Annotated in this window: 23 protein-coding genes and 1 tRNA gene; 14 read left to right on the top strand and 10 right to left on the bottom strand. The window is 59.2% G+C overall.

Features of this window, described 5'->3' with window-relative positions:
• Positions 1-156 precede the first annotated feature (156 nt).
• The gene (locus tag WNY80_RS05035; protein WP_342886225.1) at positions 157-1,092 is read left to right on the top strand and encodes a hypothetical protein; all 936 of its coding nucleotides are present in this window, start codon (positions 157-159) and stop codon (positions 1,090-1,092) included.
• A gap of 257 nt (positions 1,093-1,349) precedes the next feature.
• Entirely contained in the window at positions 1,350-2,438 is a 1,089-nt protein-coding gene (locus WNY80_RS05030; RefSeq protein WP_342886224.1) for a CaiB/BaiF CoA-transferase family protein, read from the top strand.
• A 37-nt stretch (positions 2,439-2,475) separates the two neighbouring features.
• On the opposite strand, the gene WNY80_RS05025 is transcribed toward WNY80_RS05030, so the two are convergent.
• From WNY80_RS05025 to WNY80_RS04985, 9 genes are all read right to left on the bottom strand, one after another.
• Positions 2,476-4,290 (bottom strand): EAL domain-containing protein, encoded by a 1,815-nt coding sequence (locus tag WNY80_RS05025; protein WP_342886223.1) that lies wholly within the window; start codon positions 4,288-4,290, stop codon positions 2,476-2,478.
• Between the two features lie 191 nt (positions 4,291-4,481).
• Entirely contained in the window at positions 4,482-5,306 is an 825-nt protein-coding gene (locus WNY80_RS05020; RefSeq protein WP_342886222.1) for an MBL fold metallo-hydrolase, read from the bottom strand.
• On the bottom strand, positions 5,303-6,085 hold the full coding sequence (locus WNY80_RS05015; protein ID WP_342886221.1) for a TatD family hydrolase: 783 nt from the start codon (positions 6,083-6,085) through the stop codon (positions 5,303-5,305). Before WNY80_RS05015 ends, WNY80_RS05020 begins: the two co-directional genes overlap by 4 nt.
• Before the next feature lie 5 nt (positions 6,086-6,090).
• Positions 6,091-7,635 (bottom strand): methionine--tRNA ligase, encoded by a 1,545-nt coding sequence (gene metG / locus WNY80_RS05010; RefSeq protein ID WP_342886220.1) that lies wholly within the window; start codon positions 7,633-7,635, stop codon positions 6,091-6,093.
• Positions 7,636-7,747: 112 nt separating this feature from the next.
• Entirely contained in the window at positions 7,748-8,767 is a 1,020-nt protein-coding gene (locus WNY80_RS05005; protein WP_342886219.1) for a DNA polymerase III subunit delta', read from the bottom strand.
• On the bottom strand, positions 8,764-9,444 hold the full coding sequence (tmk, locus tag WNY80_RS05000) for a dTMP kinase (protein WP_342886218.1): 681 nt from the start codon (positions 9,442-9,444) through the stop codon (positions 8,764-8,766). The genes WNY80_RS05005 and tmk overlap by 4 nt, the downstream gene beginning before the upstream one ends.
• Positions 9,445-9,569: 125 nt before the next feature.
• Positions 9,570-10,670, bottom strand: a complete 1,101-nt coding sequence (locus WNY80_RS04995; protein ID WP_342886317.1) for a D-alanyl-D-alanine carboxypeptidase family protein — start codon at positions 10,668-10,670, stop codon at positions 9,570-9,572.
• A gap of 215 nt (positions 10,671-10,885) precedes the next feature.
• Positions 10,886-11,860, bottom strand: coding sequence for a septal ring lytic transglycosylase RlpA family protein (locus tag WNY80_RS04990; RefSeq protein ID WP_342886217.1), 975 nt, complete (start codon positions 11,858-11,860; stop codon positions 10,886-10,888).
• A gap of 252 nt (positions 11,861-12,112) precedes the next feature.
• Positions 12,113-12,508, bottom strand: coding sequence for a hypothetical protein (locus WNY80_RS04985; protein ID WP_342886216.1), 396 nt, complete (start codon positions 12,506-12,508; stop codon positions 12,113-12,115).
• 209 nt (positions 12,509-12,717) lie between these two features.
• Here WNY80_RS04985 and WNY80_RS04980 point away from each other — a divergent pair, with 209 nt between their 5' ends.
• Entirely contained in the window at positions 12,718-12,951 is a 234-nt protein-coding gene (locus WNY80_RS04980) for a hypothetical protein (protein WP_342886215.1), read from the top strand.
• A gap of 311 nt (positions 12,952-13,262) precedes the next feature.
• Positions 13,263-13,352 (top strand) — tRNA-Ser (locus WNY80_RS04975).
• A gap of 510 nt (positions 13,353-13,862) precedes the next feature.
• Here the strand turns inward: WNY80_RS04975 and WNY80_RS04970 are convergent.
• Positions 13,863-14,339 (bottom strand): DUF305 domain-containing protein, encoded by a 477-nt coding sequence (locus WNY80_RS04970; RefSeq protein WP_342886214.1) that lies wholly within the window; start codon positions 14,337-14,339, stop codon positions 13,863-13,865.
• Between the two features lie 147 nt (positions 14,340-14,486).
• Here WNY80_RS04970 and WNY80_RS04965 point away from each other — a divergent pair, with 147 nt between their 5' ends.
• From WNY80_RS04965 to WNY80_RS04920, 10 genes are all read left to right on the top strand, one after another.
• Positions 14,487-16,889: a heavy metal translocating P-type ATPase gene (locus WNY80_RS04965; protein ID WP_342886213.1), complete on the top strand. Its 2,403-nt coding sequence runs from the start codon at positions 14,487-14,489 to the stop codon at positions 16,887-16,889.
• Positions 16,890-16,957: 68 nt separating this feature from the next.
• Complete coding sequence (gene cueR / locus WNY80_RS04960) at positions 16,958-17,353, top strand: Cu(I)-responsive transcriptional regulator (protein ID WP_342886212.1); 396 nt, start codon at positions 16,958-16,960, stop codon at positions 17,351-17,353.
• The gene (locus WNY80_RS04955) at positions 17,350-17,763 is read left to right on the top strand and encodes a cytochrome c (RefSeq protein WP_342886211.1); all 414 of its coding nucleotides are present in this window, start codon (positions 17,350-17,352) and stop codon (positions 17,761-17,763) included. Before cueR ends, WNY80_RS04955 begins: the two co-directional genes overlap by 4 nt.
• Before the next feature lie 102 nt (positions 17,764-17,865).
• Positions 17,866-18,270: a hypothetical protein gene (locus WNY80_RS04950; protein ID WP_342886210.1), complete on the top strand. Its 405-nt coding sequence runs from the start codon at positions 17,866-17,868 to the stop codon at positions 18,268-18,270.
• A gap of 307 nt (positions 18,271-18,577) precedes the next feature.
• Positions 18,578-20,092 (top strand): TolC family protein, encoded by a 1,515-nt coding sequence (locus WNY80_RS04945; protein WP_342886209.1) that lies wholly within the window; start codon positions 18,578-18,580, stop codon positions 20,090-20,092.
• A 21-nt stretch (positions 20,093-20,113) separates the two neighbouring features.
• Positions 20,114-21,481, top strand: a complete 1,368-nt coding sequence (locus tag WNY80_RS04940; protein ID WP_342886208.1) for a copper oxidase — start codon at positions 20,114-20,116, stop codon at positions 21,479-21,481.
• Between the two features lie 39 nt (positions 21,482-21,520).
• Positions 21,521-22,003 (top strand): cupredoxin family protein, encoded by a 483-nt coding sequence (locus WNY80_RS04935; RefSeq protein ID WP_342886207.1) that lies wholly within the window; start codon positions 21,521-21,523, stop codon positions 22,001-22,003.
• A 39-nt stretch (positions 22,004-22,042) separates the two neighbouring features.
• Positions 22,043-22,327, top strand: coding sequence for a copper-binding protein (locus WNY80_RS04930; protein WP_342886206.1), 285 nt, complete (start codon positions 22,043-22,045; stop codon positions 22,325-22,327).
• A gap of 99 nt (positions 22,328-22,426) precedes the next feature.
• Entirely contained in the window at positions 22,427-23,827 is a 1,401-nt protein-coding gene (locus tag WNY80_RS04925; RefSeq protein WP_342886205.1) for a multicopper oxidase family protein, read from the top strand.
• Between the two features lie 58 nt (positions 23,828-23,885).
• On the top strand, positions 23,886-25,394 hold the full coding sequence (locus WNY80_RS04920; protein WP_342886204.1) for a multicopper oxidase domain-containing protein: 1,509 nt from the start codon (positions 23,886-23,888) through the stop codon (positions 25,392-25,394).
• Positions 25,395-25,486 lie beyond the last annotated feature (92 nt).

Below are 25,486 nucleotides of genomic sequence, written 5' to 3'. Positions count from 1 at the left end.
TGGCTTTCATCCCTGATCGCACGGGCCACGGCATCAGCTCAGACAGCGACGGCTTTGTCATCCAGGCGTTGAATACAAAATGTATAAATCAAATGAATCGACAGTTTCGAGCAAGGCTGCCCGGCGATTGTCAGAATTATTTATTGGGAGACAGGCATGAATATCGAAGGCGTTAGCCATTCGAATATTCGAACCGTTAGTCGCACGGGAACCGTCAAGGATTCCGTGCCGACCATCCATGCCTATGTTATTCAATCCTATCAGGATTTGGGACCGGTCAGCGGCGTGGAAGCCACCGGGACTTACGATCTGTTCGGCAACATTGCGCCGATCGCAGCCGTATTCAGCGTATCGGAGCCAAATGGCTACGAGATCTACATGCCTGTGCGCCCGGGCTATTCCTCCACCAATCTCTCAATTGCCGTTACCGATCCGTCCGCCGAGCCGTTCTCGTCGGGAAAGACCAAGTCCGAGGTGGTTGATGCGGCCCGCAAGGCCATTGACGCGAGAATCATCAGCATGGCCGAGAGCGGCAAGCCGTTCCGCACCAGGACCAATGAGGCTGTCGACTGGTACACCGCGTTCGGCGATCTTGACCGGCGTGCGCTGAGCGCGATCCGGACGGATGAATCCGGTTTCTTTTCCGGTGTCGAAAAGGAAATCGCCAAGTCGATCATGACCCAGCAGCAGTCGCTCGCCATGGGCATGTATCATGGCCCTAAGCGTCTGGCCGGAACCTATGCTGAAATCGGAGGCATCGATCCGTCAGACCACATGGCGGTGGGGAAGGCGGGTGCCCTCTGGCTTGACCGGGTCAGCCAGGAAGAAAAGACCACGCTGGCCGACTGGATGGAGCAGCGCGCCGCAGCTCAGTACCTTTACGAGAACGCCGCCCAGCAGTCCGGCATCGAGCCGGAAGACCTGTCTTCGGGATTCAAGTTCGTGGACATGCTGCTGCAAGCATACTTAGAACTCGAACAACTTGGCGATGATCACGAGCTGAACTATCTGCCGGCTTACCAGAAGGCGTGGCAGATGTTTGTCGACCAGGTGCCGGCCGAGCAGACCACGTCGAGAACGCTGTTTTTCTGACCTCTCATTTGCTGCATACAAAGATCGCATAACATGGATTATGGAACTGATGCGGGTGAGGCTACCGGTATGGCTGGGCTTGATTAGCAGTTGAAAATCAAGCAGATGCCGCCATTTCCTGCACTTCGCCCGAAGCTGTGAGCACCACATTTTTCGCTCATGGACATGTCTTGAAAGTGTACCCGCTAACAGAATCTGATCTAGTTGCTCTATGATGACGCCACAGCGGTTTGTGGCGCGCAGTGAGTGAGGATGGCATGCTTGAAGGTTTGCGGATCATTGAAATCGAAGGTCTCGGACCGGCGCCGTTTGCCTGCATGCTGCTGGCCGATCTCGGCGCCGATGTTATCGTCGTTCATCGCAAGAACGGCCGGCCGGCGCCTGGCATGCCTGAACGTTCACTGATCGATCGCGGCAAACGCTCGATCGAGCTCGATCTGAAATCCGCCGGTGACGTTGCTGTTCTCAAGAAACTTGTCAGCCGGTCCGAAGCTCTGGTCGAAGGTTTTCGGCCCGGCGTGATGGAACGGCTTGGGCTGGGCCCGGACGACCTCACGACGGTCAATCCGGACCTTGTCTATGGCCGCATGACCGGCTGGGGCCAGACCGGACCGCGCGCCCAGACCGCTGGCCACGATCTCAACTACGTCTCGCTCTCCGGTGCTGCCTGGTATGCCAGCAACCAGGGTGAACCGCCATTCACGCCACCAACGCTGGTTGGCGATATCGGCGGCGGCGCGCTCTATCTGGTGACCGGCATTCTGGCCGGCGTCATGGCGGCGCGTTCGGGCCGTGGCGGCACGGTTGTCGATGCCGCGATCGTCGACGGGTCGGCCCACATGATGAACCTTCTGATGGCGCTGGCCCAGACCGGCGGACTGTCGATGGCGCGTGGCCAGAGCCTGCTTGACGGCCCGCACTGGAGCCGCTGCTATGCCTGCGCGGATGGTGGCTACATGTCGGTTCAATGCCTCGAGCCCAAATTCTACGCCGAGTTTCTCGCGCGCCTTGGTTTGACTGAAGATGCTGATTTCGCTGCGCAATTCGATGCTTCCCGCTGGCCGCAGCAGACCGCGCTGCTGGCAGGCATCTTTGCCAGGCATCCAAGGTCGCATTGGGAAAGCGTGTTTGCGGGATCGGATGCTTGCGTGGCCCCTGCCCTTAACCCGCTGGAATCAAAAGCGGAACCGCATATGGCCGCGCGTGGCGTCTGGCAGGATATTGATGGCGTGCTGCAGGCCGCCGCCGCGCCGCGGTTTTCGACTCGGGCGCAACTCACCCCGCACGGCATTCCGGCGCGCGGCGAGCACACTGACGCTGTTCTCGAGTGGCTGAAAAGACAGTGATACCCAATTGCGCTCGCGGTAGCCGCAGCGCGGGTTGTCAGGCGTGGCGCTTGGCTTTGACGGCGTGGTCCGGCTTCTGCCCGCGTCTTAGCAGCAGGACTGTCATCTCATCCACAGGCAGTGCCTTCGAATAGAGATAGCCCTGCCCGAGGACACAGCCGCGCTCGACCAGAAGATCAGCTTGCGCCACGGTTTCAATGCCTTCCGCAATCACCCGGATGCCCATGTGATTGGCGATGTGGAGAATGCCTTCGACAATACCGGTGCCAACGTCTTCTGGCCCCAGCCTGTCAATAAAGGACTTGTCGATCTTGATGATGTCGACAGGAACGGTAATCAGATGGGTGAGAGAGGCGAATCCGGTGCCGAAATCGTCGAGCGCCACCTTGAACCCCGCATCACGAAGCGCGCTGACACTGGTCGAAACCCCCTGATCCTTTTCACCAAGATAGACTGACTCGGTGACTTCAAGGATCACATGTTGAAGCGGCACATTTTCCTTGGCAAACGCCGTTTCGATTATGCCCTGGAGCTCCGTCCCCCTGAAATCAGCCGCGGACAGGTTGATGCCGACATGCTGGAACGGGATGCCGACCTGCAGCCAGTTGCCGACATCCTTGCTGATGCACTTGATCATGTGCCGCGTCAGGTTTGCCGCCACCTGCGCATCCTTGGTGGCTTCGTGGAACTGCGCTGCCGCAACGATCGAGCCGTCATTCAGCCGCATGCGGGCCAGGGCTTCGACGCCCACGACCTCCCCCGTGTCGAGGCGCACGATGGGCTGATACCAGGCCTCGATCCGGTTTTCCTCCAGGGCCGCCGCAACAGCCTTGATGGCTTCCGAACGCTTCGAGATCGCGGACGCGATCGTCGCATCATAGAACGCGTAGCTGCCGCGTTTTCTCTCCTTGGCATGATAGAGCGCGACATCCGCATGATGGTGGATATCGGCGACAGTATTGCCGTCACCGGACCGGGCAATGCCGATGGTGGCCGTGGGAAGCACCGTGTGTCCCCCGCACACCGCAGGCTGGTTGGTGGTTGCAATGATCTGCCTGACAAGTTTGTCGATACGTGTGGCACAGGAGTGATCGAGAATGACTGCGAACTCGTCCCCGCCCAGACGATAGGCTGGCAACGGGGCAACCGCGTCGAGCAGGCGTGAGGCGACGGTTGTGATCAGATCGTCGCCGGTTGCATGTCCGAATGTATCGTTGACGGCCTTGAGATTGTCGACATCGACAAGCAGCAACGACCAGTCATCGTCAGGCTTGAGCTTCTTGACGTCCTCGCCAAATTTGCCGCGGTTTGGCAGGAGGGTCATGGCGTCGGTAAATGCCAGCCGACGATGCTCCTGCAAACGCTCGTGACACTCGAGCGCAATCATGCACAGGGGAAGACAGCCGACGACTATGTTCTTCTCCAGCTGGGTTGCTGCCCGCGGCTCGCGGAAATACAGCGCAAACGTGCCCAGCACCGTGCCCTTGCTGCCGAAGATCGGACTCGAGCAGCAGGCTTTCAGCCCGTGGGACAGTGCAAGATCCTTATAGGCGGTCCAGCGCGGATCATGCTCGATGTCGATGACATCGACGCTCTCCCGAAGGAAGGCCGCCGTTCCGCAGGAGCCGGCCATTGGTCCGATGGGTATATTGTCGAGCGCTTTCGAGTATTCATCCGCAAGACTTGGCGCCGCGCAGGGATGCAGCAGATTTGCGTCATCAAGGCTCAGGATCGAGGCATAGGTTCCCGGCAACAGCTGTTCGACCTCGCGGCAGAGCCGCGTCAACATCACGTCAAGATCGTCGCCTTGCGCGACCATTTTGAGTATGCTGTTTTGCAGTCCAGCCAGCATGGAAACCTCCTTGAGATAGAGGTGTTTTAGGGTATTCTAAGTTGAAATCTGCTTAAAACGCGTCTTCAAATGCCTTGAAACCCGTAAGAATGCCCGGAAAAATGACTGGTGACGATTGATTTCGGCATCTTTCCAGCCTCCCGGGCGCAGCAGGTTGACGGCCCGGGACAAACGGCGACTGGCGTCAGCGCTCAGCCTTCCAGCACGGTTTCAATGGTCAGTCCGTCATAGCCCGGTTCGACATGGTCCGGCGTTTCGGCAAGCACGGTCTCGTAGTCGAGCGGCACATGCATGTGGGTCAGGATGGCGCGCTTGGGGCCGAGTTTCTCGATCCACCATAACGCCTGGTCAATGGAAAGATGACTTGGGTGCGGCTTGTATTGCAGCGAGTCGATGATCAGAACATCAAGGCCCTGCAGCTTCTCGACGGTGGACCTGGGAAAATCGCTGACGTCGCAGCAATAGGCCAGATTGCCGATACGGTAGCCCAGCGACCGGATAGAGCCGTGCACCTGCTCAAGCGGTTGCACCTCGATTGTTCCGCCCTCGCCCGTGATCCGGATCGGCTCATCGAACGAGTTGATCAGGATCGGCGACGTGATCGGCGGGTAATCGCTTCCCGCCGGTGTCTCAAGGCAATATCCGAACCCGGCACGGATTCTCGCCATGGTTTCGGGATCGGCGTGAATCGGGATGCGTTTGCGCTGGGTGAGCGCGAAACCGCGCAGGTCGTCGATGCCGTGCACATGATCGGCATGCGAATGGGTGTAGAGCACCGCGTCGATGTGCCGGACCTTGTTGGCAATCATCTGCTCGCGGAAATCCGGACCGGTGTCGACCACGATCGTGGTTTCGCCGCCGTCGGCGCCAAATTGCCGGATCATGAAGGCGGCCCGGGATCGCCGGTTTTTCGGGTTCTCCGGATCACACGCACCCCAGTCGCCATTGACCCGCGGCACCCCGGGAGACGAGGCACAGCCCAGAATCGTGAACTGGCGACGAACCTGCCCCGTCACAGCTTCGGCATCTTCGAAAAGCAGCGGAATGCGTTCTCGGTCGTAATCCGGGCGATCTCTTCGTAGGAGACGCCTTTGACCTCGGCCAGGACTTCCGCCGTGTTGACAACGTAGGACGGCTCGTTGCGCTTGCCGCGCCAGCGTTTGGGCGCAAGATAGGGCGCATCGGTTTCCACCAGCAGCCGGTCCATCGGCACGGTCTTGGCGATGTCGCGCAACTCGGTCGATTTCGGGAATGTCAGAATGCCGGAGAATGACACGTAGCCGCCGAGTGCCACGCCGGTGTCGGCCAGTGCCTGGCCTGACGAGAAGCAATGCAGGATGAAGGGGAAGGCCCCCTTCCCTGTTTCCTCGGTCAGGATCGCCGCCATGTCCTCGTCAGCGCTGCGGCTGTGAATGACCAATGGCAGTTGTGTCCGCCGCGCTGCCTCGATGTGGCGGCGCAGGCCTGTCTTCTGGTCATCGGGCTTCTGCGTGTCGTAGAAATAGTCGAGCCCGGCTTCACCGATGGCCACCACCTTGGTGTTGGCTTCGGCGAGGCGAACCAGCTCGTCCGCCGTCACGTCGAGCTCTTCGTCGGCATTGTTGGGGTGGGTGCCGACGGAACAGAACACACTGGGGTAGCGCTCGGTCAGCGCCAGCAGCGTGTCGAGTTTCCTGACCCGGGTCGAGATCGTCACCATCTGCTTGATGCCGGCGGCGTGGGCGCGATCGACCAATTCATCGCGTTCGGCGTCGAAATCGGCAAAGTCCAGATGGCAATGGCTGTCGATCAGCATGCGTCTCACTCCTCCTCGGGCGCGACGTAGCGCGGGAAGATCGGCGCGGGCTTGTCAATCGGTGTGCCGGCCACCAGGCGTCCGGCTTCACCAAGGGCCTTGAAATCGCGCTTGTCTGCGGGAGCAGAGACCAGATCCAGCAACTTGCCTGCCGATTCCGGCATGAAAGGTTGCAACAGGATTGCAATCTGGCGCACGGTTTCCGCCGTGACATAGAGCACGGTTTCCATCCGCGCCGGATCGGTCTTTTTCAACGCCCAGGGTTCATGGCTGGCGAAATAACGGTCGCCATCGGCCACCACGTCGATGATCGAAGCCAGCGCCTTGTGGATCTGGAAATTGGCCATATCCGCACGCGCGCTTGCGATCACAGTGTCGATTGTGGCGAGAAGCGCCTTGTCGTCATCCGTCAGTTCGCCGCAAGCCGGCATTTTGCCATCGCAGTTCTTGTTGATCATCGACAAGGACCGGCTGGCGAGATTGCCGATGCCGTTGGCGAGGTCGGAATTGATCCGGGTGGCAATCGATTCAGGGCTGTAGCTGCCATCCTGGCCGAACGGCACTTCGCGCATGAAGAAATAGCGCACCTGGTCCAGCCCGTAAGCCTCGATCAGGGCGAAGGGATCGACCACGTTGCCGATCGACTTCGACATTTTCTCGCCCTTCACCAGCAGGAAGCCGTGCGCGAACACCTTGGCCGGAAGTTCCAGCCCGGCCGACATCAAAAAGGCTGGCCAGTAGACGGCGTGGAAACGCACAATATCCTTGCCGATCATGTGGATGGCCGGCCAGTAGTTCCATTTGTCTGACGTCACGTCGGGAAAGCCCGCGGCCGTGATGTAGTTGGTCAGGGCATCAACCCAGACATACATGACATGCTTGTCATTGCCCGGTACCGGCACCCCCCAGTCGAATGTCGTGCGCGAAATCGACAGGTCTCTCAGGCCGGATTTGACGAAGCTCGCCACTTCATTGCGCCGCTCGCTCGGAGCGACGAAATCGGGATTGCTCTCGTAAAGCTCCAGCAGCTTGTCTTCATAGGCCGACAGGCGGAAATAATAGCTTTCCTCCTCGACCCATTCGACCGGCGAACCAAGCGGTTCGCGGCGAACGCCGTCTTCGCCAACCGTGGTTTCGCTCTCGTCGAAATAGGCTTCCTGGCGGACCGAATACCAGCCGCCGTAATTGCCCAGATAGATGTCGCCATTGGCTTCCATCCGCTTCCACAATTCCTGCACGGATCGTTTGTGACGCTCCTCGGTGGTGCGGATGAAATCATCATTGGAACAGTTGAGCTGGGCCAGCATGTCGCGGAAGACGGCGGAGTTCTTGTCCGCGAGTTCAATCGGCTTGATGCCTTCCTTCTCTGCGGTCTGTTGCATCTTCTGGCCATGCTCGTCGGTGCCGGACAGGAAAAACACGTCCTTGCCATCAAGCCGCTGAAAACGCGCCAGCACATCGGTTGCGATCGCCGTATAGGCGTGGCCGATATGCGGCACCCCGTTGGGATAGAAGATCGGGGTGGTGATGTAGAAACGCTCGGTGCTCATGATTGCCTTCGAATTCCATATCCGGTGTCGGATCGTCGTCTGGGGTCTATACGCGCTGTCGTCTTAAGTGATCAAGCCGCAGGATGCCATGCCCGGTGCCAACCGAAACCCGCTAGCCGAAAAATATGGAAAATACATGCAGTACGGTCTGTTTGCGATCAAGGTTATAAGTTGCCGCAGTGGCGAAATGCTCGGCCAGCCTGGTCGACATCCGCGCCAGTCGGTCGGCTTCGGCCAGATCACCCGCAGCTCCTGCATCTCTGGCCATCTGCTGGACCCGGTCGACGGCAAAGCCGGTGAAGAAATCATAGGCCACGTCCCGGTCGCGTCCCGCAAGCGTTTCCGCGAGCTTGTAGATCGGTTCCCGGTCGTTGAGGCTGCCGCGTTCGAGGATGTCGACAAAGGCCTCGGCGATGTCGACGCCGCCATAGTTTCTCAGCAGCAGGGCCCGCGCGACACTGCCTTCGCTGAGCCGGATGATCGCATCGGTTTCGCCGGGCGAAGCACCCAGATGCGCCAGTGCCAGATCGAGGTCAGGCGGTGACAGCGGCTGCAGTTTCAGCGACAGGCAGCGCGAGCGGATCGTCGGCAACAACCGCCCCGGCGTGTGCGAGAGCACCAGAAACAGAGACCGTTTCGGCGGTTCCTCGAGGATCTTCAGAATGGCGTTGGCGGCATTGCGGTTGAGATCGTCCGCCGGATCGATGATAGCCACCCTCCAGTTGCCGGTGCCTGACGTCTGGCCGAAGAATTTTCCCGCCCGGCGGACCTCGTCAACGGTGATGACGGATTTCGCCTTGCCGGTCTTCTCGTCCACCGGACGCGCCAGATGCAGCACATTGTGCGAGGCGCCGCTGGAGATCTGGCGGCCCACCGGATCATCAAGGTCCGGATCGGCAATGCGCTCCGGAGCGCTCAGCGGATCGGGATGGCTGAGCACATGATGGGCAAAGCGGTAGGCCAGCGTGGCCTTGCCGATCCCCTCCGGCCCCTCGATCAGGATGGCATGATGCATCCGGCCGGACCTGTAGGCGTGGGCCAGAAACTCCTGTGCGGAATCATGCCCGTAGAGCACCGTGTTGCGCTCGGGCGGAATTGCACCCTCCAGCAAACCAGGTTGCTCTGCGCTCATGCCTTCCGGCCCTTGGCCGGTTCGCCGGCTTCAGCGTCGTGCAGGATCGGCTCGACCGCGGCAAGGATTGCCAGTGCCACCGCGTCTTCCGACTGGTTGGCGTCTATCAGCTTGCACCGGTTCGGTTCGGTTCGTGTCAGGTCGATGAAGGCCTCGCGGCGCTTTTCGTGCGTTGACACTTCTTCCTTCTCGAACCGGTCGGGCGTTACGTTCTTGCCCTCCCGCGCCTTGGCACGGCGAAGCCCTTCGGCTGCTGGCAGGTCCAGCACCAAGGTCAGGTCCGGAATCATGCCGTTGACGGCAATCCGTTCAAGGTTCTGGATGAATTGCGGTTCGAGATTGCCGGTAACACCCTGATAGACACGGCTTGAATCCATGAACCGGTCACACAGGATGATCGTGCCTTCGGCAACCGCCGGGCGGATCACTTCCTCGATATGGTCACTGCGTGCGGCGGCAAACAGCATGGCTTCCATGCGCACGCCGAATTCTTCCGCCGCGCCTGAGAGCAGCACATGCCGCACCGCTTCCGCACCCAGCGAGCCACCGGGTTCCCGCGTGACCAGCACATCATGGCCACGCCGCCTGAGCACATTGGCCAGACGGTGGATCTGGGTCGACTTGCCGACCCCCTCTCCGCCTTCGAATGTAATGAATCGCCCTGTGCTGTTCGTCACGTTTCATTTTCCCTGTCGCCGCAGGCACAGATTGCGCACGGAACATATTGATGAGGTCACCGGGAGTTTCCGGCTCATCATTGTCTAAAGCAATTCAAATCAGAAATGAACGCTTGGCAAAGGTGTTACAGCCAGAATTGCGCAAGTTCGATCAGCGCATCAAGCGCCTGGGTGTGCAATGGCCCCTTGTCCACCGCTTCCATGGCAAAAAGCGGCGTTTCCTGGGACAGCGTGTCGCCGATATACACCTTGAGGACGCCAACCTGGGCGCCGGCTTCGATTGGCGCGCGCAGCGGCCAGCGGTAAGTGATTCGCGCCGTCAGGCGATCCGGATTGGTGATCGGCAGCAAAATGTCGACCGCACCCTTTGCCTTGACGATGGCGCTGTCCGCACCGCCGTAGACGCTGACTTCGCCGATGGTTTCATCTTCAGCGAACAAGGTCTTGCGCTCGAAGGCCCGAATACCCCATTCGAGCATCTTGCGCGCTTCCTCTGCCCGTTCCTGCTCGCTCGCCATGCCGCTCATCGCCAGGAACAGCCGCCGCCCGTCACGGCTGATCGAGGAGACGATGCCGTAGCCGGATTCCTCGGTGAAACCGGTCTTCAGCCCGTCAACGCCGATATCCAGCCCCAGCAGCGGATTGCGGTTGCGTTGCCGGATGTTGTTCCAGGTGAATTCGGTTTGGGAATAGTACTTGTAAAATTCGGGATAGGTGGACTGGATGTGGCGGGCCAGTGTCACCAGATCCTTCATGGTGACCTTGGAATCGGGATGCGGCAGACCGTTCGAGTTGCCGAACACGGATTTGGTCAGTCCGATTTCGCGGGCGCGTTCGGTCATCAGCCGGGCAAAGTTTTCTTCCGAGCCGGCCATGCCTTCGGCAATGATGATGCAGCCGTCATTGGCCGATTGCACGATCACGCCCTGGATCAGGTCTTCAAGCCGGATGGAGGATTTGAGTTCGGCAAACATTGTCGACGTGCGGGAAATTGCGCCGCCTGTTCGCCAAGCGTTTTCGGAGACCTGAAACGTGTCGTCAAGCGTCAGCCGGCCGGTACGGATCGCGTTGAACACCACTTCCATGGTCATCAGCTTCGCCAGCGAGGCAGGCGGAACCAGCTCGTCTTCATTCTTGGCAAACAGCACCGTGCCGGTGTCTGCATCGATCAGGTAAGCCTGCTTGGCGCGGGTTTCGAAAAGCTGCGCCAGCGCAGACGAATTCATGCCGCAAAACAGCAGCGCCAGAACGAGGAACAGGCGGGCGAAGACCGTCCGGGTCATTGGAGCCATCCATTAACGGAGAAAACCGGAATTGCGCCAAACTTAGCAACCGAACCGTATCTAATCAATGCTTTGAGATGATTGAGCAATGCGCACGGGCCCGGCGCCTGTCCGACCGCGCGAAAACACCGGATGCTGTGGGGCGCGGCAAGCGGTGCTCACTGCACCCTGGGCGAAGTGCCGAGCACGGCTTGGAATGGATTCCGTTGCAATGTCACCCGGCCGCCCCAGAACGCCGTGCCGAGATTGCGCATGCCGGTTTCCGCATTGGCGGCAACGGGCCCCCCGAAAGACGGCCGCTCGGGAAGCACCGGGCCGATGTCGGGCAGCGCGAAACCGAACGGAATGTCAATCGGCGAGCCGGCAAAGGCGCTTGCCGTGCCTGGCTGGCTTGCCGTACTTGATTGAAGCGCGGCTGCGGAAGCTGCGCTCAACCCGGAGGGTGGCGCGACCGCTGCCGGGGCGGAATTGACGCCCGGAAGCGCTGCATCCACCGCATTCATGGCCAGCATGACGCCCGAGGCAATCACGCCTCCGGCCGGTGATTTCGAGCCGCCCGGCTGGTAGCTCGCCATCAGGTAACGGGTGTCGTCACCCTCGACGGGCGCGCGTCCGACATACTGCACGCGAACAGCGGCGACGCCATCATGTTTCATGTCCAGCAGTTCGGCAGCCTTGTTGGACAGGTCGATGATCCTGCCATGCGCAAACGGGCCGCGGTCATTCACCCTGACAATGACGGAATGGCCGTTCTTCTTGTTGGTGACCCTGGCATAGCTCGGCAGCGGGAATGTCGGATGTGCGGCGGACAGGTGAAACTGGTCGTAGATCTCGCCATTGGCGGTCAGCCGGCCATGAAAATTGGGGCCGTACCATGAGGCGAGGCCGGCCTTGTCGTAATCCGGGTCTTCCTTCGGCGTGTACCACTTGCCGCGAACGCGGTAGGGCTTGCCGACAATCGACCGCCCTCCCCCTTTTTTCGGGCGCTTGGCAGTGCTCATGCGCGGGCTTGCGGCGACACCGTATTCGGAAACCGAGAATTTTGATTTGGTGTTGATGTAGGATCCGGAAGACTTGCCCTTTGACGAGGACGTCGAGCTGCATCCGGCGAGCCCTAATGCAAGAACCGCCATCAACGTCAAACACGCAGCATGTTGCAGCCGAGTCCCGGTTCGATACATCAGTCTGTGTCCCACACCGCTACCCGATACTCTGGCGGTCGCCAATATGGCCTGGCAGTATGTCCCCTGCAAAGCCGTCCCCTTCGATCAATGCGTTTGATATGCTAATCGAAGGTTTAGATCGCCGGGCAAGATGGCGAAATTGCGATGGCCTGCCCGGTCGATGGCCTCAATGTGGCTGACGTGGTGAATATTCCGTAAATATCAGCCTTCGATCCGGGCCTTTCCCTTCCGGCCATCGTCGCGGACCCAGTTGAGTGACCGCTCGCCTGTCTTTCTGATCTGGAAGCAGGTTGCCTTTCCGTCATACCATGTCGGCCATTGCTGACACAGGTTTTCGCCCCGCACCCACCATTTGCCGCTTTCCTTGGGCGCGAGGAATTTACCCAGGCCGAGGGCCGACCCGTCGCCGGTGACGATGCCGGATTGCTTGTAATTGAGCGGAAACTCGCCGCCAAACGGCGTCGCAAGATAGACCCGCTTGCCGGAGACGAATTGCTTCAGATCGTTGCCGGCCAGTTGTTCCGCATTGGCCGCAACCGGCACAAGCGATAGTGCAAGCACCGAAAGGATGCCGAGAATCTTGGTCTCACCGCGCATTTTTGCTCTCCATGAGGTTGTCAGGTACCCGTGGTACGCTTCAAAATCGCGGCTGGTTTGGTTTGCCTGCAAAATTTCTTTTGCGGCGGGCGTCCGGACTTGCCGCGTCAACGTCTGTCAGGGTGGGATGAACCATTGCTCTTGACCCCTTAGACAGAGGCGATACCGGGGTGCGATTCCAGGGAATGAGCCAGCAGGAGACGAAAACCATGAAAACAACCCTTCTCCTTGTCTCGGGAGCCTTGATCTTCGGTGTGACGTTCGGGGCATGGTACTGGCTCAACGCCCTTGGCTGCGCAATGAACACGACCGGTTGCAAGGGGGTGACCCTGAACTGGCAAGACTGGGAGGCGCTGCAGTTGTTCGCGCCCACTTTCCTTCTTGGTATCGGTCTCACGATCGCCGGCGGATGGCGGATCCTGAAGCGTCGCCGCCCGGCCTGATTGTCGGTTTGCTCCTGTACCGCTTTCTCCTGACGGGCGCCTGCCCGCCCCTGCCGGACCTGGAGTGGCCGCCGGCCGATGGGCAGTCCGGGCCGTGACTGTGGCGTGATCCTGCGCCACCTGAATTGGAGAGGTTTGGCGATCCCTGATTGCGAAAGGGATTACCGTGGCTGCGCCACTCAATTGCCGTTGACTGCAGCGCGCTGAACGCTGTAGAAGCGCCCTCGAAAGATATTCGATAGCATACCGGCTGCAAGCGCTTCAGACCGCACGTTTGCCACAACCGGAATGCGATATCATATCAATATCTTGGAGGGGTGGCCGAGCGGTTTAAGGCACCGGTCTTGAAAACCGGCGTGCGGGAGACCGTACCGTGGGTTCGAATCCCACCCCCTCCGCCATACAAGCCTGTAATATATTGTAAAATATATGAATAATTTTGCTTTAGTGTATGGAGTGCACATATGTGTGCAATATGGGTGCGGTGCACAGCACTGACGGCCAGATTTTTGCCTGCATCACGGCGCGCACAAGCCTCAAACCAGACTAAGGCCTCGAGCAGCCCCATTATCCTCGACGAATTCGAGCTGGGCCTCGTAGAACGGCGCCTGCAGGTGGGGTCGCATTGCGAGACTACTGGGCACTGTATCAACTAGATTTTCTCATGCCATGCGCCGGACCGCCGCATGAATTGCGTGCTGGCATATTCAACGAACCAACCGCTTCAGATTGACGGCTGTTCTTGGGAAAAATAGAAAGCTCATTTTAACGGCAAGGATGGGGCCGCAAACAGACGGTCGGCTTCTGACAGATCAAAATGTTTTGCTTCCGTTTCAACGACCCATGCCGCCGAAACCGGTACGATCCACTGACCGGCCAGTTGGGGATGCTGCATGCACTAAGACCCGGCGTTATCTGCCATCAATTTCCGGTGTTGCCGGTGGGCCGCCATTCAAATCCGCGATCAGGGCTTCCATTTCGGCAATTTCCCGTTTCTGAGCCTCAATGATCTCGTCTGCGAGGTCGCGCACCCGCGGGTCGCTGATATCGGCGCGCGTGCTTGTCATGATCGCGATGGAATGATGCGGGATCATTGCCTTCATCCAGGCCACGTCGCCAACCGTATCCTGGCTCCGTACCAGGTAGAGGCCCGCGCCGAAGGCGATCACCGATCCGACTAGGATCGCAATGTTGGCTTTCCTGTTGGTGTACATTCCGAGCATGAAGGCCAGCATGACCAGGGCCATTGCAGCGCCCATATACAGCGCCATCCACATCCTGGTCTGGCTAAACCATACGTGGCTGATGTCCCAGGTGTTGAGATACATCAGGCCAAACATGATGATCGTGGATGTCGCAATCATCGCCAGAAATCGTGAATATGCCATTCCATTCTCCATATATCTTGATGTGGACTAAACGACCTTCCCGTGCTGGAGGGTTCCAACCGGAATCAGAAATAGTTGAAAAACATCGCTTGACCTTCCAGTGACTGGAAGAATTAGGGTCACCTGAAGTCAGCAAGGATCGGCATCATGGACCATCATCAACACTGCAATCACGCGCATCCGGAAGATCACGGCGAGGAGCCGAAAGTCGACACCGACGCGCTGTTCGAGGCGGCCACCGTACCGCGCGATGGCAAGGTCAAGGACCCCGTTTGCGGCATGGATGTCGCGCTCGACAAGGGCAAGCCAACGCTTGAGTACAAGGGCGACGCGTTTCATTTCTGCTCGACCGGTTGCCACGACAAGTTCGAGCGCGATCCCTGGTTCTATCTGTCGGGCAACAAGGCCAGAAAGAAGAAGACGGCTCCGAAAAACGCCATGTACACCTGCCCGATGGATCCGGAGATCGTGCAGGAAGGCCCGGGAACCTGCCCGATCTGCGGCATGGCCTTGGAGCCGATGGATGGCGTGGCCGACGGTCCCAACCATGAGCTGGTGGATTTCACCCGCAGGCTCTGGGTCAGCGCCGGCGCTGCCATCCCGCTGCTGATCTTGACAATGGCGCCGATGCTGGGACTTCCCGTCCGCCAGTGGCTTGGCGAAACGCTTGCCCTGTATCTGGAATTTGCATTGGCAACGCCCGTCGTCGTCTGGGCGGCGCGGCCGTTCTTTCACCGCGGCTGGACCTCGATCAAGACCTGGAACCTGAACATGTGGACGCTGATCATGATCGGCGTTGGTGCGGCCTATCTCTATTCCACCGTCGCGACCTTCCTTCCGCATCTGTTTCCAGCCGGGCTGCAGATGGCCGGCGGCCACATGCCGGTTTATTTCGAGGCGGCCGTGGTGATTATCGCGCTGGTGTTTGTCGGCCAGGTGCTTGAACTGAGAGCCCGCGAACGTACCGGTGACGCGATCCGCGCGCTGCTTGACCTGGCGCCCAAGACCGCCCGCCGCATCCTGCCGGATGGCGAGGAGTATGACGCGCCGCTGGAAAACATTGTTGGCGGAGACCGGCTGCGGGTTCGTCCCGGCGAAGCCATCCCGGTGGATGCAATCGTCGTTGAGGGCCACAGCTCCGTTGATGAAAGCATGCTCACCGGCGAGCCGCTTGCGGTGGAAAAGGCCGAAGGCGATCATGTCACCGGCGGCACCCTGAACAAGAACGGATCGCTGATCGTTGAGGCCGAGAAGGTTGGTGACGAGACCATGCTGGCGCGGATCGTTGCCATGGTGTCATCGGCGCAGAGATCCCGCGCCCCCATCCAGGGGCTCGCAGACCGTGTTGCCTCCTATTTCGTGCCGGCGGTGGTTATCGTTGCTGTCCTGGCGTTCGTGATCTGGCTGCTGATCGGTCCCGATCCGGCCTTTGTATTTGCCATTGTCTCGGCGGTTTCGGTTCTCATCATTGCCTGCCCCTGTGCGCTGGGATTGGCGACGCCCATGTCGATCATGACAGCCACCGGCCGTGGCGCGCAGGCAGGCGTTCTGATCAAAGACGCCGAGTCACTCGAACGGATGGCAAGGGTCGATGTTCTGGTCGTCGACAAGACCGGCACACTGACCGAAGGCAAGCCGACGCTGACCGATGTCGTGACCTTCGGGAAAATTGCTGAAACCGACATGCTGGCGCTTGTCCGGGGTCTTGAATCCGGATCGGAACACCCGCTGGCCGAAGCCATCGTCGGAGGGATTTCCGCACGCGGGATCGAGGCGAAACCGGTGTCGGACTTCGAGGCGGTCACCGGAAAAGGCGTGTCGGGACGGTCAGGGGACAGGAAGCTGGCGCTTGGAAATGCGGCCATGATGGAGTTTGCGGGTGTCGACTGCGCCGCTGCCGACGAGCAGGCCCATGCGCTTCGCTCGGATGGAAAGACCGCGATGTATGTCGCGATCGATGGCAGACTTGCGGGCCTCATCGCTGTGGCAGACCCGATCAAGGCGAGCACAAGTGACGCCATCCGGGCGCTGCATGAGGCCGGTCTCAAGATCATCATGGCGACAGGCGACAACGAGACCACGGCCCGCGCGGTGGCCGATCAGCTGGGCATCGATGAAGTCCGTGCCGGAGTCCTGCCAGAGGACAAGAAGGCACTGGTGGACGAGCTGCACAGGGCCGGTCACAAGGTTGCCATGGCCGGAGACGGCGTCAATGATGCGCCTGCGCTGGCAGCAGCCGAGGTAGGAATCGCCATGGGAACTGGGGCCGATGTCGCTGTTGAAAGTGCAGGCATCACCCTGCTCAAAGGCGACCTCGGCGGCATCCTCCGCGCCCGCAGATTGTCCGAGGCAACACTCAGCAACATCAAGCAGAACCTGTTCTTCGCCTTCGCTTACAACAGCGTCGGCGTACCAATTGCCGCAGGACTGCTCTATCCGATCACGGGAACCTTGCTGTCACCGATGATTGCGGCCGCGGCCATGAGCCTGTCTTCGGTGTCTGTCATCTCCAACGCGCTGCGTCTCCGGTCGGTCAAGCTTGACGCTTGACCTTCCAGCAGGTGGAAGTCTTATGAGTGGTTCAGATCGCAATGTAGCATCAAGTCAGGGAGGCAGACATGAACATCGGTGAAGCGGCTGACGCGACCAGCCTTCCGGCCAAGACAATCCGTTACTACGAGGATATCGGCCTCATCAAGCCGATTCGTGCAGCAAATGGCTATCGCGACTATGACGCCAACGATGTACACCGCCTGGCCTTCATTCAACGCTCCAGAAGCCTCGGCTTCACCATTGATGAATGCCGCTCACTTCTCTCGTTGTATGAAGACAAGGCGCGGGCCAGTTCCGATGTAAAGGCACTGGCACTGGAAAAGATCATTGAGATCGACCGCAAGCTCAAGGAGCTTAAATCCCTGCGCAGCACGCTCAAGACGCTGGCTGATCATTGCCACGGTGATGACCGGCCGGACTGCCCGATCATCGACGAGATTGCGGGGAGAAACCGATCATGAACACGCGCTCCATCGTAATTGCCGTTGCCGTTCTGGGTGCCGGGCTTCTGCTTTACCGCGTGCTCTCGCCGTCCGCTCCGATCGCGACCGGGGCCGCGCTGGCCCATGTTCAGGTTCCGGATCTGTCGCTAGGCGCCCAAGAGGGCGAAAGGCTGTTCACTCGATCGTGCGGTTCTTGTCACGGCACCAATGCGGCCGGGCAGGACGGAATTGCACCGCCATTGGTCCACAAGATCTACGAACCCAACCATCATGCGGACGCGTCATTCCACCTGGCAGCCAAGAATGGCGTGCGCGCGCATCACTGGCAATTCGGCAACATGCCGCCGGTTGAAGGCATTACCGATCCCGAACTCGACAGCATCGTTTTCTATATACGCGAGCTGCAACGCGCCAATGGGGTGTACTGAGTTGATGTCCGGACCGGCGCACCAATATCGGAAACATCCTCACCGGTTTGTGAAGGGACCAACGCTTGCCCTGCAAGGTCTGTTGGGGCAACACTGTTTACGATGAAGAAATCCAATCGCCATCTACCCGGTCGCGGGCATGTGTTTCTGGTGTTGATGCTCGTATTTTCGAGCATTGTGCCGGGTGCTGTGCATGCTGCTGCGATGGCTGGATCGGCAGCCGTCAGCGGCGGAGTGCATCACATCGGCAATGGCGCCTCCGTTGACCATTCGATGATGAACCATCATCAGGCTGAGGATACTCATTCTGGTGCCGTTCAGGATCCGATGCAGACAGATCACGCCAACATGCAAGACCAGTGCTGCCCGATATCCTGCTCCTCTGCCCTCTGCTCGGTCGCCCCGTTGAGGGAAGCTGTTTTCATTCCCGACAGTTTTAAGATCACACCTCTGCCAGGCTTTGTCGTTACCACCATGGCTTTGCCGGAACGTCCTCCCCGCGCCTGAAGTGCAACTGCGCCCGTCATCGGGCTCCGTGGCCGGTTTCAATCGGCCAACCGCACTTCTATCGCAGTAGGACAATCATGTTTCGTACTCTCTTTGCGGCTGGAATGCCGCTGGTGCTCGCCGCTTGCACGGCTGCGGGCAGGCCTGCCGATATCATGCCGGGCAGTTCTCCGGCGGATTCCGTCTCAGGTATCCGCAACACCCACCATCACACAGTTCTTGAGGGATACACCCATCGTGTGCCTGTGGGTCCCAAACCCTGGCGTCAGCAAAATGACAGCCAGGCTCCCGGCGCGGGAGAAAGCTCATGAGGATCTCGCGAACAACCAGATCCATAGTGATCACGTCGTCGGCAGCCTTGGTCCTTGCCGGGTGCGTCAGCGATCAGGAGCTTGCCGGATACTCGGCGAAAGAAGCCGGTTTTGGCGTCGTCGCAGCATCCGTCTCCATCAGCACCAAAGGCAAGGAAGCGGTCTGGCTTCAGAACAAGGATCAGGCAAAGGCGGTTTCCAAGCGCGTCCATGCCCTGGTGCACAAAAAAACCATCAATGCCGACACCGCTGTTCAGGTGGCGCTTCTCAACAACAAGGGCCTGCAGGCAGCCTATACCGACATAGGCATGAACGCAGCAGAAGCCTGGCAGCAAAGCCTGCCTGAAAACCCAACGGTTTCGATCGGCCTGCTCGGTATCGGCGCACCTGAACTTGGGGCCTATCGGGCCATCGAAGGAATGATCGCGGCCAACATCCTGTCGCTCGCAACGCGACGGGCACGCGTCGACATCGCCGATACACGCTTCCGGCAGGCTCAAATGCGGGCGGTCGATGCAACCCTCAAGGTCGCAAATGACACACGCCGGGCCTGGGTCAATACTGTTTCAGCGTTCGAAACTGTCGCTTATCTCAATCAGGCCAAGGTCGCAGCCGATGCAGCGTCCGAGCTTGCTCAGAAACTCGGCGAAAGCGGTGCGCTTCCAAAGGGAGGGCAGGCGAGAGAGCACGCCTTCTATGCCGAACTGACCGGACAGATGGCCGAAGCCCGGCTGGCGTCGCGGCTGGCCAAGGAAGAGCTCACACGGATCATGGGGCTTTGGGGAAGCGAGGTTGATTACTACGTCCCCGACAAACTACCGCAGCTGCCGCGCGGGGTTATCAGGAAAAACCGGATCGAGCAGGAGGCTCTTGAAAACCGCGTCGATCTTCGTGTCGCAAAACTGGAGCTGGAATCCGTTGCCAAGAGCTATGGTCTGACCGAAGCCACACGCTTTGTCACGGATCTTGAGATCATCTCGGGCTTTGAAGCCGAACGTGAGATCGAGACCGAATACGAAATTGTTGGCGGCAATCTTGAAGAGAGCAAGAGCCGGAAAACAGTGGTTACGCCGCAGCTCGAACTGGAGTTCGTGATTCCGATCTTCGACAGCGGCAAACCCCGATTGCGCAAGGCTGAACTTGCCTACATGCAGGCAGCCAACCAGCTCGCGGAAAAAGCAGTCAACATCCGCTCCGAGGCGCGGTCAGCGCATACAGCCTACAGTTCGACCCATGAGATCGCCCGGCATTATCTCAATGCCGTAGTGCCGTTGCGCACCACGATCGAGGCGGAGTCGCTGCTGACCTATAACGGCATGATCTCCAACACATTTGAACTCCTCGCCGATACCCGCGCCAAGATCGGAACCCTGATGTTGGCGATCAACGCCAAACGCGAGTTCTGGCTGGCCGATGTCAATCTGTCGGCGGCGATCTATGGCGGCGGAACCGGTGCAAGCAGCGCCGCTGGGGCACCAACCGTTGGCGATGCTGGCGGCGGCGGCCACTAACTTTCCGGAAAGGAAAAGACCATGATGAACAGACGTCAATTGCTAGGTGCCAGCGCTGCCGGAGCGGCCCTTGTCTCCTCGACCGCGTGGTCGAAAACAACCAACATGGGGCTGCCTGACGCGGCACTTATGGAAAGCCCGCTGACCCAGGCCCCGCTGATGCCTTCGACAGGGCCAGACTACAATCCGGTTGTGACGCTCAACGGCTGGACCTTGCCATTCCGGATGAACAACGGGGTCAAGGAATTCCACCTCGTGGCCGAACCGGTGGAGCGTGAGCTGGCAGACGGCATGACCGCCTATCTGTGGGGCTACAACGGCCAATCCACCGGCCCGACCATCGAAGCCGTGGAGGGCGACCGGGTTCGGATCTACGTCACCAACAAGTTGCCCGAGCATACCTCTGTGCATTGGCACGGGCTGATCCTGCCATCGGGAATGGACGGCGTGGGAGGGCTTTCCCATCCGGCGATCCCACCCGGCAAGACCTACATCTACGAGTTCGATCTCGTGAAGTCGGGGACCTTCATGTACCACCCGCACGCCGACGAGATGGTGCAGATGGCGATGGGGATGATGGGGTTCTTCATCATCCACCCGAAGGATCCGGCGTTCATGCCGGTTGATCGCGATTTCCTGATCATGCTCAACGCCTTCGACATCGACCCAGGCTCCTATGTGCCGAAGATCATGACCATGGCGGACTTCAACCTGTGGACATGGAACAGCCGCATCTTCCCCGACATCGATCCGCTTGTCGTGTCGAAGAACGACCGCGTCCGGGTGCGCGTCGGCAACCTGACCATGACCAACCACCCGATCCACATGCATGGCTATGATTTCGAGGTGACTTGCACCGATGGGGGCTGGGTGCGGCCCGAAGCCCGATGGCCGGAAGTGTCGATTGATATCCCGGTGGGGGCAATGCGCGCCTATGAATTTGACGCCGTGCACCTGGGCGACTGGGCCATCCACTGCCACAAATCCCACCACACGATGAATGCCATGGGCCATGACGTGCCAACCTTCATAGGTGTCGACAAGTCCAAGGTCACCAGGAAGATCCGGGTGGTGCAGCCCGAATACATGCCGATGGGCACAGCGGGCATGGCAGACATGGGCGAAATGTCGATGGAGCTGCCCGACAATACTGTGCCGATGATGGCCGGCTGGGGGCCCTACGGACCGCTTGAAATGGGCGGCATGTTCTCCGTCGTCAAGGTCCGTGAGGGCATCTCGGCCGGCGATTACAGCGATCCCGGCTGGTACGAAAACCCGCCCGGAACCCAGGCCTATGAATGGACCGGCGAGCTGCCGGAATTCGCCAAGGCAACAGACGCAACAACAACAATCACGCCAGCGCCGGTGAAATCCGGCAGCAATGGTTAACCTCTTCGACCCGAAATGTTCACGAAAGGAACAACACCCATGAAAACTCTCCTGATTGCATCCGCATCCTTCCTCGCGATGACAGCATTGGCTACTGCCGCTGGAACCCATTCCGGCGGGCATGACAGCATGATGGCCATCGGCAACCCCGGCAAGGCGTCCGAAGTCAGCCGCACAATTGAAGTGATCATGAAGGAAACCGACGACGGCGAAATGATCTTTGAGCCCAAGGAGATCAACGTCGAGAAAGGCGAGACCATTCGCTTCATGGTGATGAACAAGGGCGAACTCGAACATGAGTTCGTCCTTGATGATCATGACGGCGTGATGGAGCACAAGGAACTGATGGAACGCATGCCCGAAATGGAGCATGACGATCCCAATTCCGTGCGCCTTGATCCGGGCATGGATGGCGAAGTCATCTGGAGCTTTGCCAATGCCGGTCCATTCGAATTCGCCTGCCTGATCCCCGGCCATTACGATTCCGGCATGAAGGGCATGCTCACCGTCACCGGCCACTGATCAAACCGAGCGATTCTGACACAAACCGAGGTAAGACATATGCGAAAATTCACGACACTCATGTTCGTAGCCATGTTCGCTGTTGCCGGCAGTTCGGCAGCTTTTGCCACCGAGTATACAAAAGGCACAGTCAAGAAAGTCGACATGAAGGCCGGCAAAGTCACCATCATTCATGAGGAACTGGCCAATCTCGACATGCCGGCCATGACCATGGTGTTCCGCACCGCTGATCCGGCCATGCTGGAGAAGATGAAGGCTGGTGACGACATCGAATTCGTCGCCGACCGGGTGAAGGGCAAGCTGACCGTGACCGAGCTGAAGTAGCAACCGAGAAGCAAATGGCGGGAAATCAAGGCTTCCCGCCATTTGCACTTACTGATTATCGCCAAGACCGCTCCCGGATTGCCGGGCTGAAAGGCTCTGATGAAACTTTCCCGTCGCCGTTTGCTCGCCGGTTTCTCTTCTGGTCTCGTCGCCTCCCAGTTGCCGAGTCTGTCACTGGCAAAATCACAGGATGGGTTCCTTGACCTCATTGCCGCGCCTTCGAAACAGCGGCTTTACCTGCCCGATGCACCCACATCGGATCTTTGGACCTACAACGGATCTGCGCCCGGGCCCGAAATCAGGGTGAAAAAGGGTGAGCGTGTGCAGGTACGCTTCACCAACAAGCTGGACGAGCCGACGTCGGTTCACTGGCATGGAATTCGCATCGACAATGCGATGGACGGCGTTTCCGGGCTGACCCAGGAGCCGGTCGAGCCGGGCGGCACATTCGTCTATGACTTTTTCGCGCCTGATGCAGGCACCTTCTGGTACCACGCCCACAACAAGAGTTGGAACCAGGTTGCGCGAGGTCTTTATGGACCCCTCATTGTCGATGAGGTTGAACCTGCTTTCGAGCGCTCAAACGACATTACCCTTGTCCTTGATGACTGGCGGCTGGCTGGCGAAGGCGTGCTTGATGTAGCAAGCCTTGGATCGATGATGGAATGGGCCCACGGTGGACGGCTGGGCAACTGGTTGACGGTTAATGGTCAAAGCCGCCCGGTGACTGATCTTGACCGAGGCCAGATCTATCACCTCCGGCTCATCAATGCCGCCAATGCGCGTATCTTTGAAATAGATCCAAACCGTTTCGGCGCAACGCTCCTGGGCTTTGATGGCCAATCATTCACCGAGCCTGCCAGGCTGGACTATGCGCCGCTCTTGCTGGGGCCAGCCCAGCGCGTGGATTTGATGGTCGTGGCCGAAAGCGATTTCATTATTGAAGAAATCTCCGGGGACACGCCTTATCCTATGGCGGGATTCTCTGTCTTGGATGCTGAGGCCTCGCAACCGGCCAGACCCGCCATCAAGCTGCAGCCCAATGTTCTGCCCGCACCTGACCTTTCCAAGGCCCGGCGCATCCGCCTGGAAATGACGGGTGGTGCGATGGGGGGCATGACTGACATCACCTACAAGGGAAAGAAGCTCAAGGGGGATGATATCCGTACCACGAGACAGGCCTGGGCCTTCAACGGGGTGGCCAATCTCGCCGAGGAACCGTTTTTCGACGCCCGGCAGGGCGAAACCATTCTGCTTGAAACCGTAAACCGGACCGCCTGGGTTCATGCCATGCATGTCCATGGTCATCATTTCCAGATCCTCAACCGATCCGGATCTGTTGTTGATGAGGGAAAGCCATGGCGGGATACCTTTCTAATCGGACCGGATCAGACGACGGAAATAGCTTTTGTGGCCGACAATCCTGGGAAATGGTTGTTCCATTGCCACATGCTTGAACATGCGGCCGCCGGCATGAACACTTGGTTCGAGGTGGTCTGATGGGCAAGCGAACTGATGACCTTGGAACCAGACGAATTCTGCCGAAAGGAACATATCAATGATAAAGAGAAGAAACCTGCTCGCCGGTGGCGCGGCACTTGCAGCCAGCAGCGCCCTCTACGCTTGGGCAGATAGCCGCTTCATCTCACCCTCATCTGATGCTGCAGGTCGTCCAGTGTTGCAGTTTCCGCCGCTGATCGACACGGTCGATACCGGCAAGTTTCTGGTCACCGCCCAGTCAGGCACAACAACTTTCTTGCCGGGCCATCCAGCAAAAACGATTGGCTTTAATCAAGCCTATCTCGGACCCGTGGTTCGGATAAGGAACGGCGCGCTGCAGCCGAGCGTGGAAAACGAACTGTCATGGCCGGTCAGCGCGCACTGGCATGGCCTGGTGGTGCCAGGCAATCACGACGGAGGTCCACACCTTCCCGTCAAACCGGGAGAGGTATGGTCACCGGACATGGAAATTGGACAGCGACCCTGTACCGCTTTTTTTCATACCCACATCCATGGTCGAACCGCGCGCGATGTATACGCCGGTCTGGCTGGCGTACTGCACATTGCAGACGGGTTAGACCGCGAACGAGGCCTACCGGACACTTACGGTGCCGATGACCTGACGCTGCTGCTTCAGGATCGCCGGTTCTCCAGCGACGGCCAGCTTGTCTACGCCAACTCAATGATGGACATCATGCATGGCATGACCGGCGATACGATCGTGGTCAATGGTCAGGTAGGTTCAGTTGCCGCTGTACCGAAGGCAGTCGTGCGGCTGCGCTTGATCAACGGTTCGAATGCGCGGATCTATTCACTGTTTTCCAGCGACGATCGACCCATTCATTTGATCGCAACGGACGGTGGATATCTGCCAGCCCCGGTACAGCTTGAGACGCTCCGGCTCGGACCGGGAGAACGTGCAGAGATTCTGGTCGACTTCTCGGATGGTCATGGCATGTCGCTGATGAGTGAGGGTGACCCCAATGCGGGTATGGGCGGCATGATGGGAAGGGCCCGCGGCCTGCTCGATGATATAACCGGAGGCAGGCGGTTCGAAGTGCTTCCGTTCCTGGTCGACGAGCGGCTTCCCGCCAAAGTCACCCGCATCCCCGATGTGCTCGGTGGAGATCAACCTGACCTCACAGCCGCCAGGGTCTCAAAGCTGCGCAACTTCTCTCTCGATATGGGCATGGGAGGCGGAATGATGGGATCAGGCGGAATGGGTCGCGGCATGATGGGCGGCATGGCCATCAACGGGCAGCCATTCGACATGAGTACAATCAACGAACGCGTGCGCCTCGGCGCCACCGAGAAGTGGGTGATCAGCACCAGCATGCTCGCGCATCCATTTCATGTTCATGGTGTCTCCTTTCAGGTGGTCAGTGAGAACGGAAGAGAACCGCGGCCGGAGAGCCTGGGATGGAAGGACACGGTCGTTGTCGACAGCCAAACGGAGCTGCTTGTTCAGTTCACGCAGCCGGCATCCGAGGAAACCCCATTCATGTATCATTGCCATATTCTTGAGCATGAAGATGCCGGCATGATGGGGCAATTCACAGTGAGCTAACCACGCGGGGCGGCTTGATACAACGTAGAGTCTGGCAACTGCTTATAGCCCGCATCGTCCGGTATGATTTGCCGTCTATGGCTTGCCGCGGC

The organism is Hoeflea sp. AS16 (genome assembly GCF_038900095.1).
In the GTDB taxonomy this organism is placed as follows: Bacteria; Pseudomonadota; Alphaproteobacteria; order Rhizobiales; family Rhizobiaceae; genus Hoeflea.
Note: the sequence above shows the minus strand (reverse complement) of the source record. Positions and strands in the feature narration are given on the sequence as shown.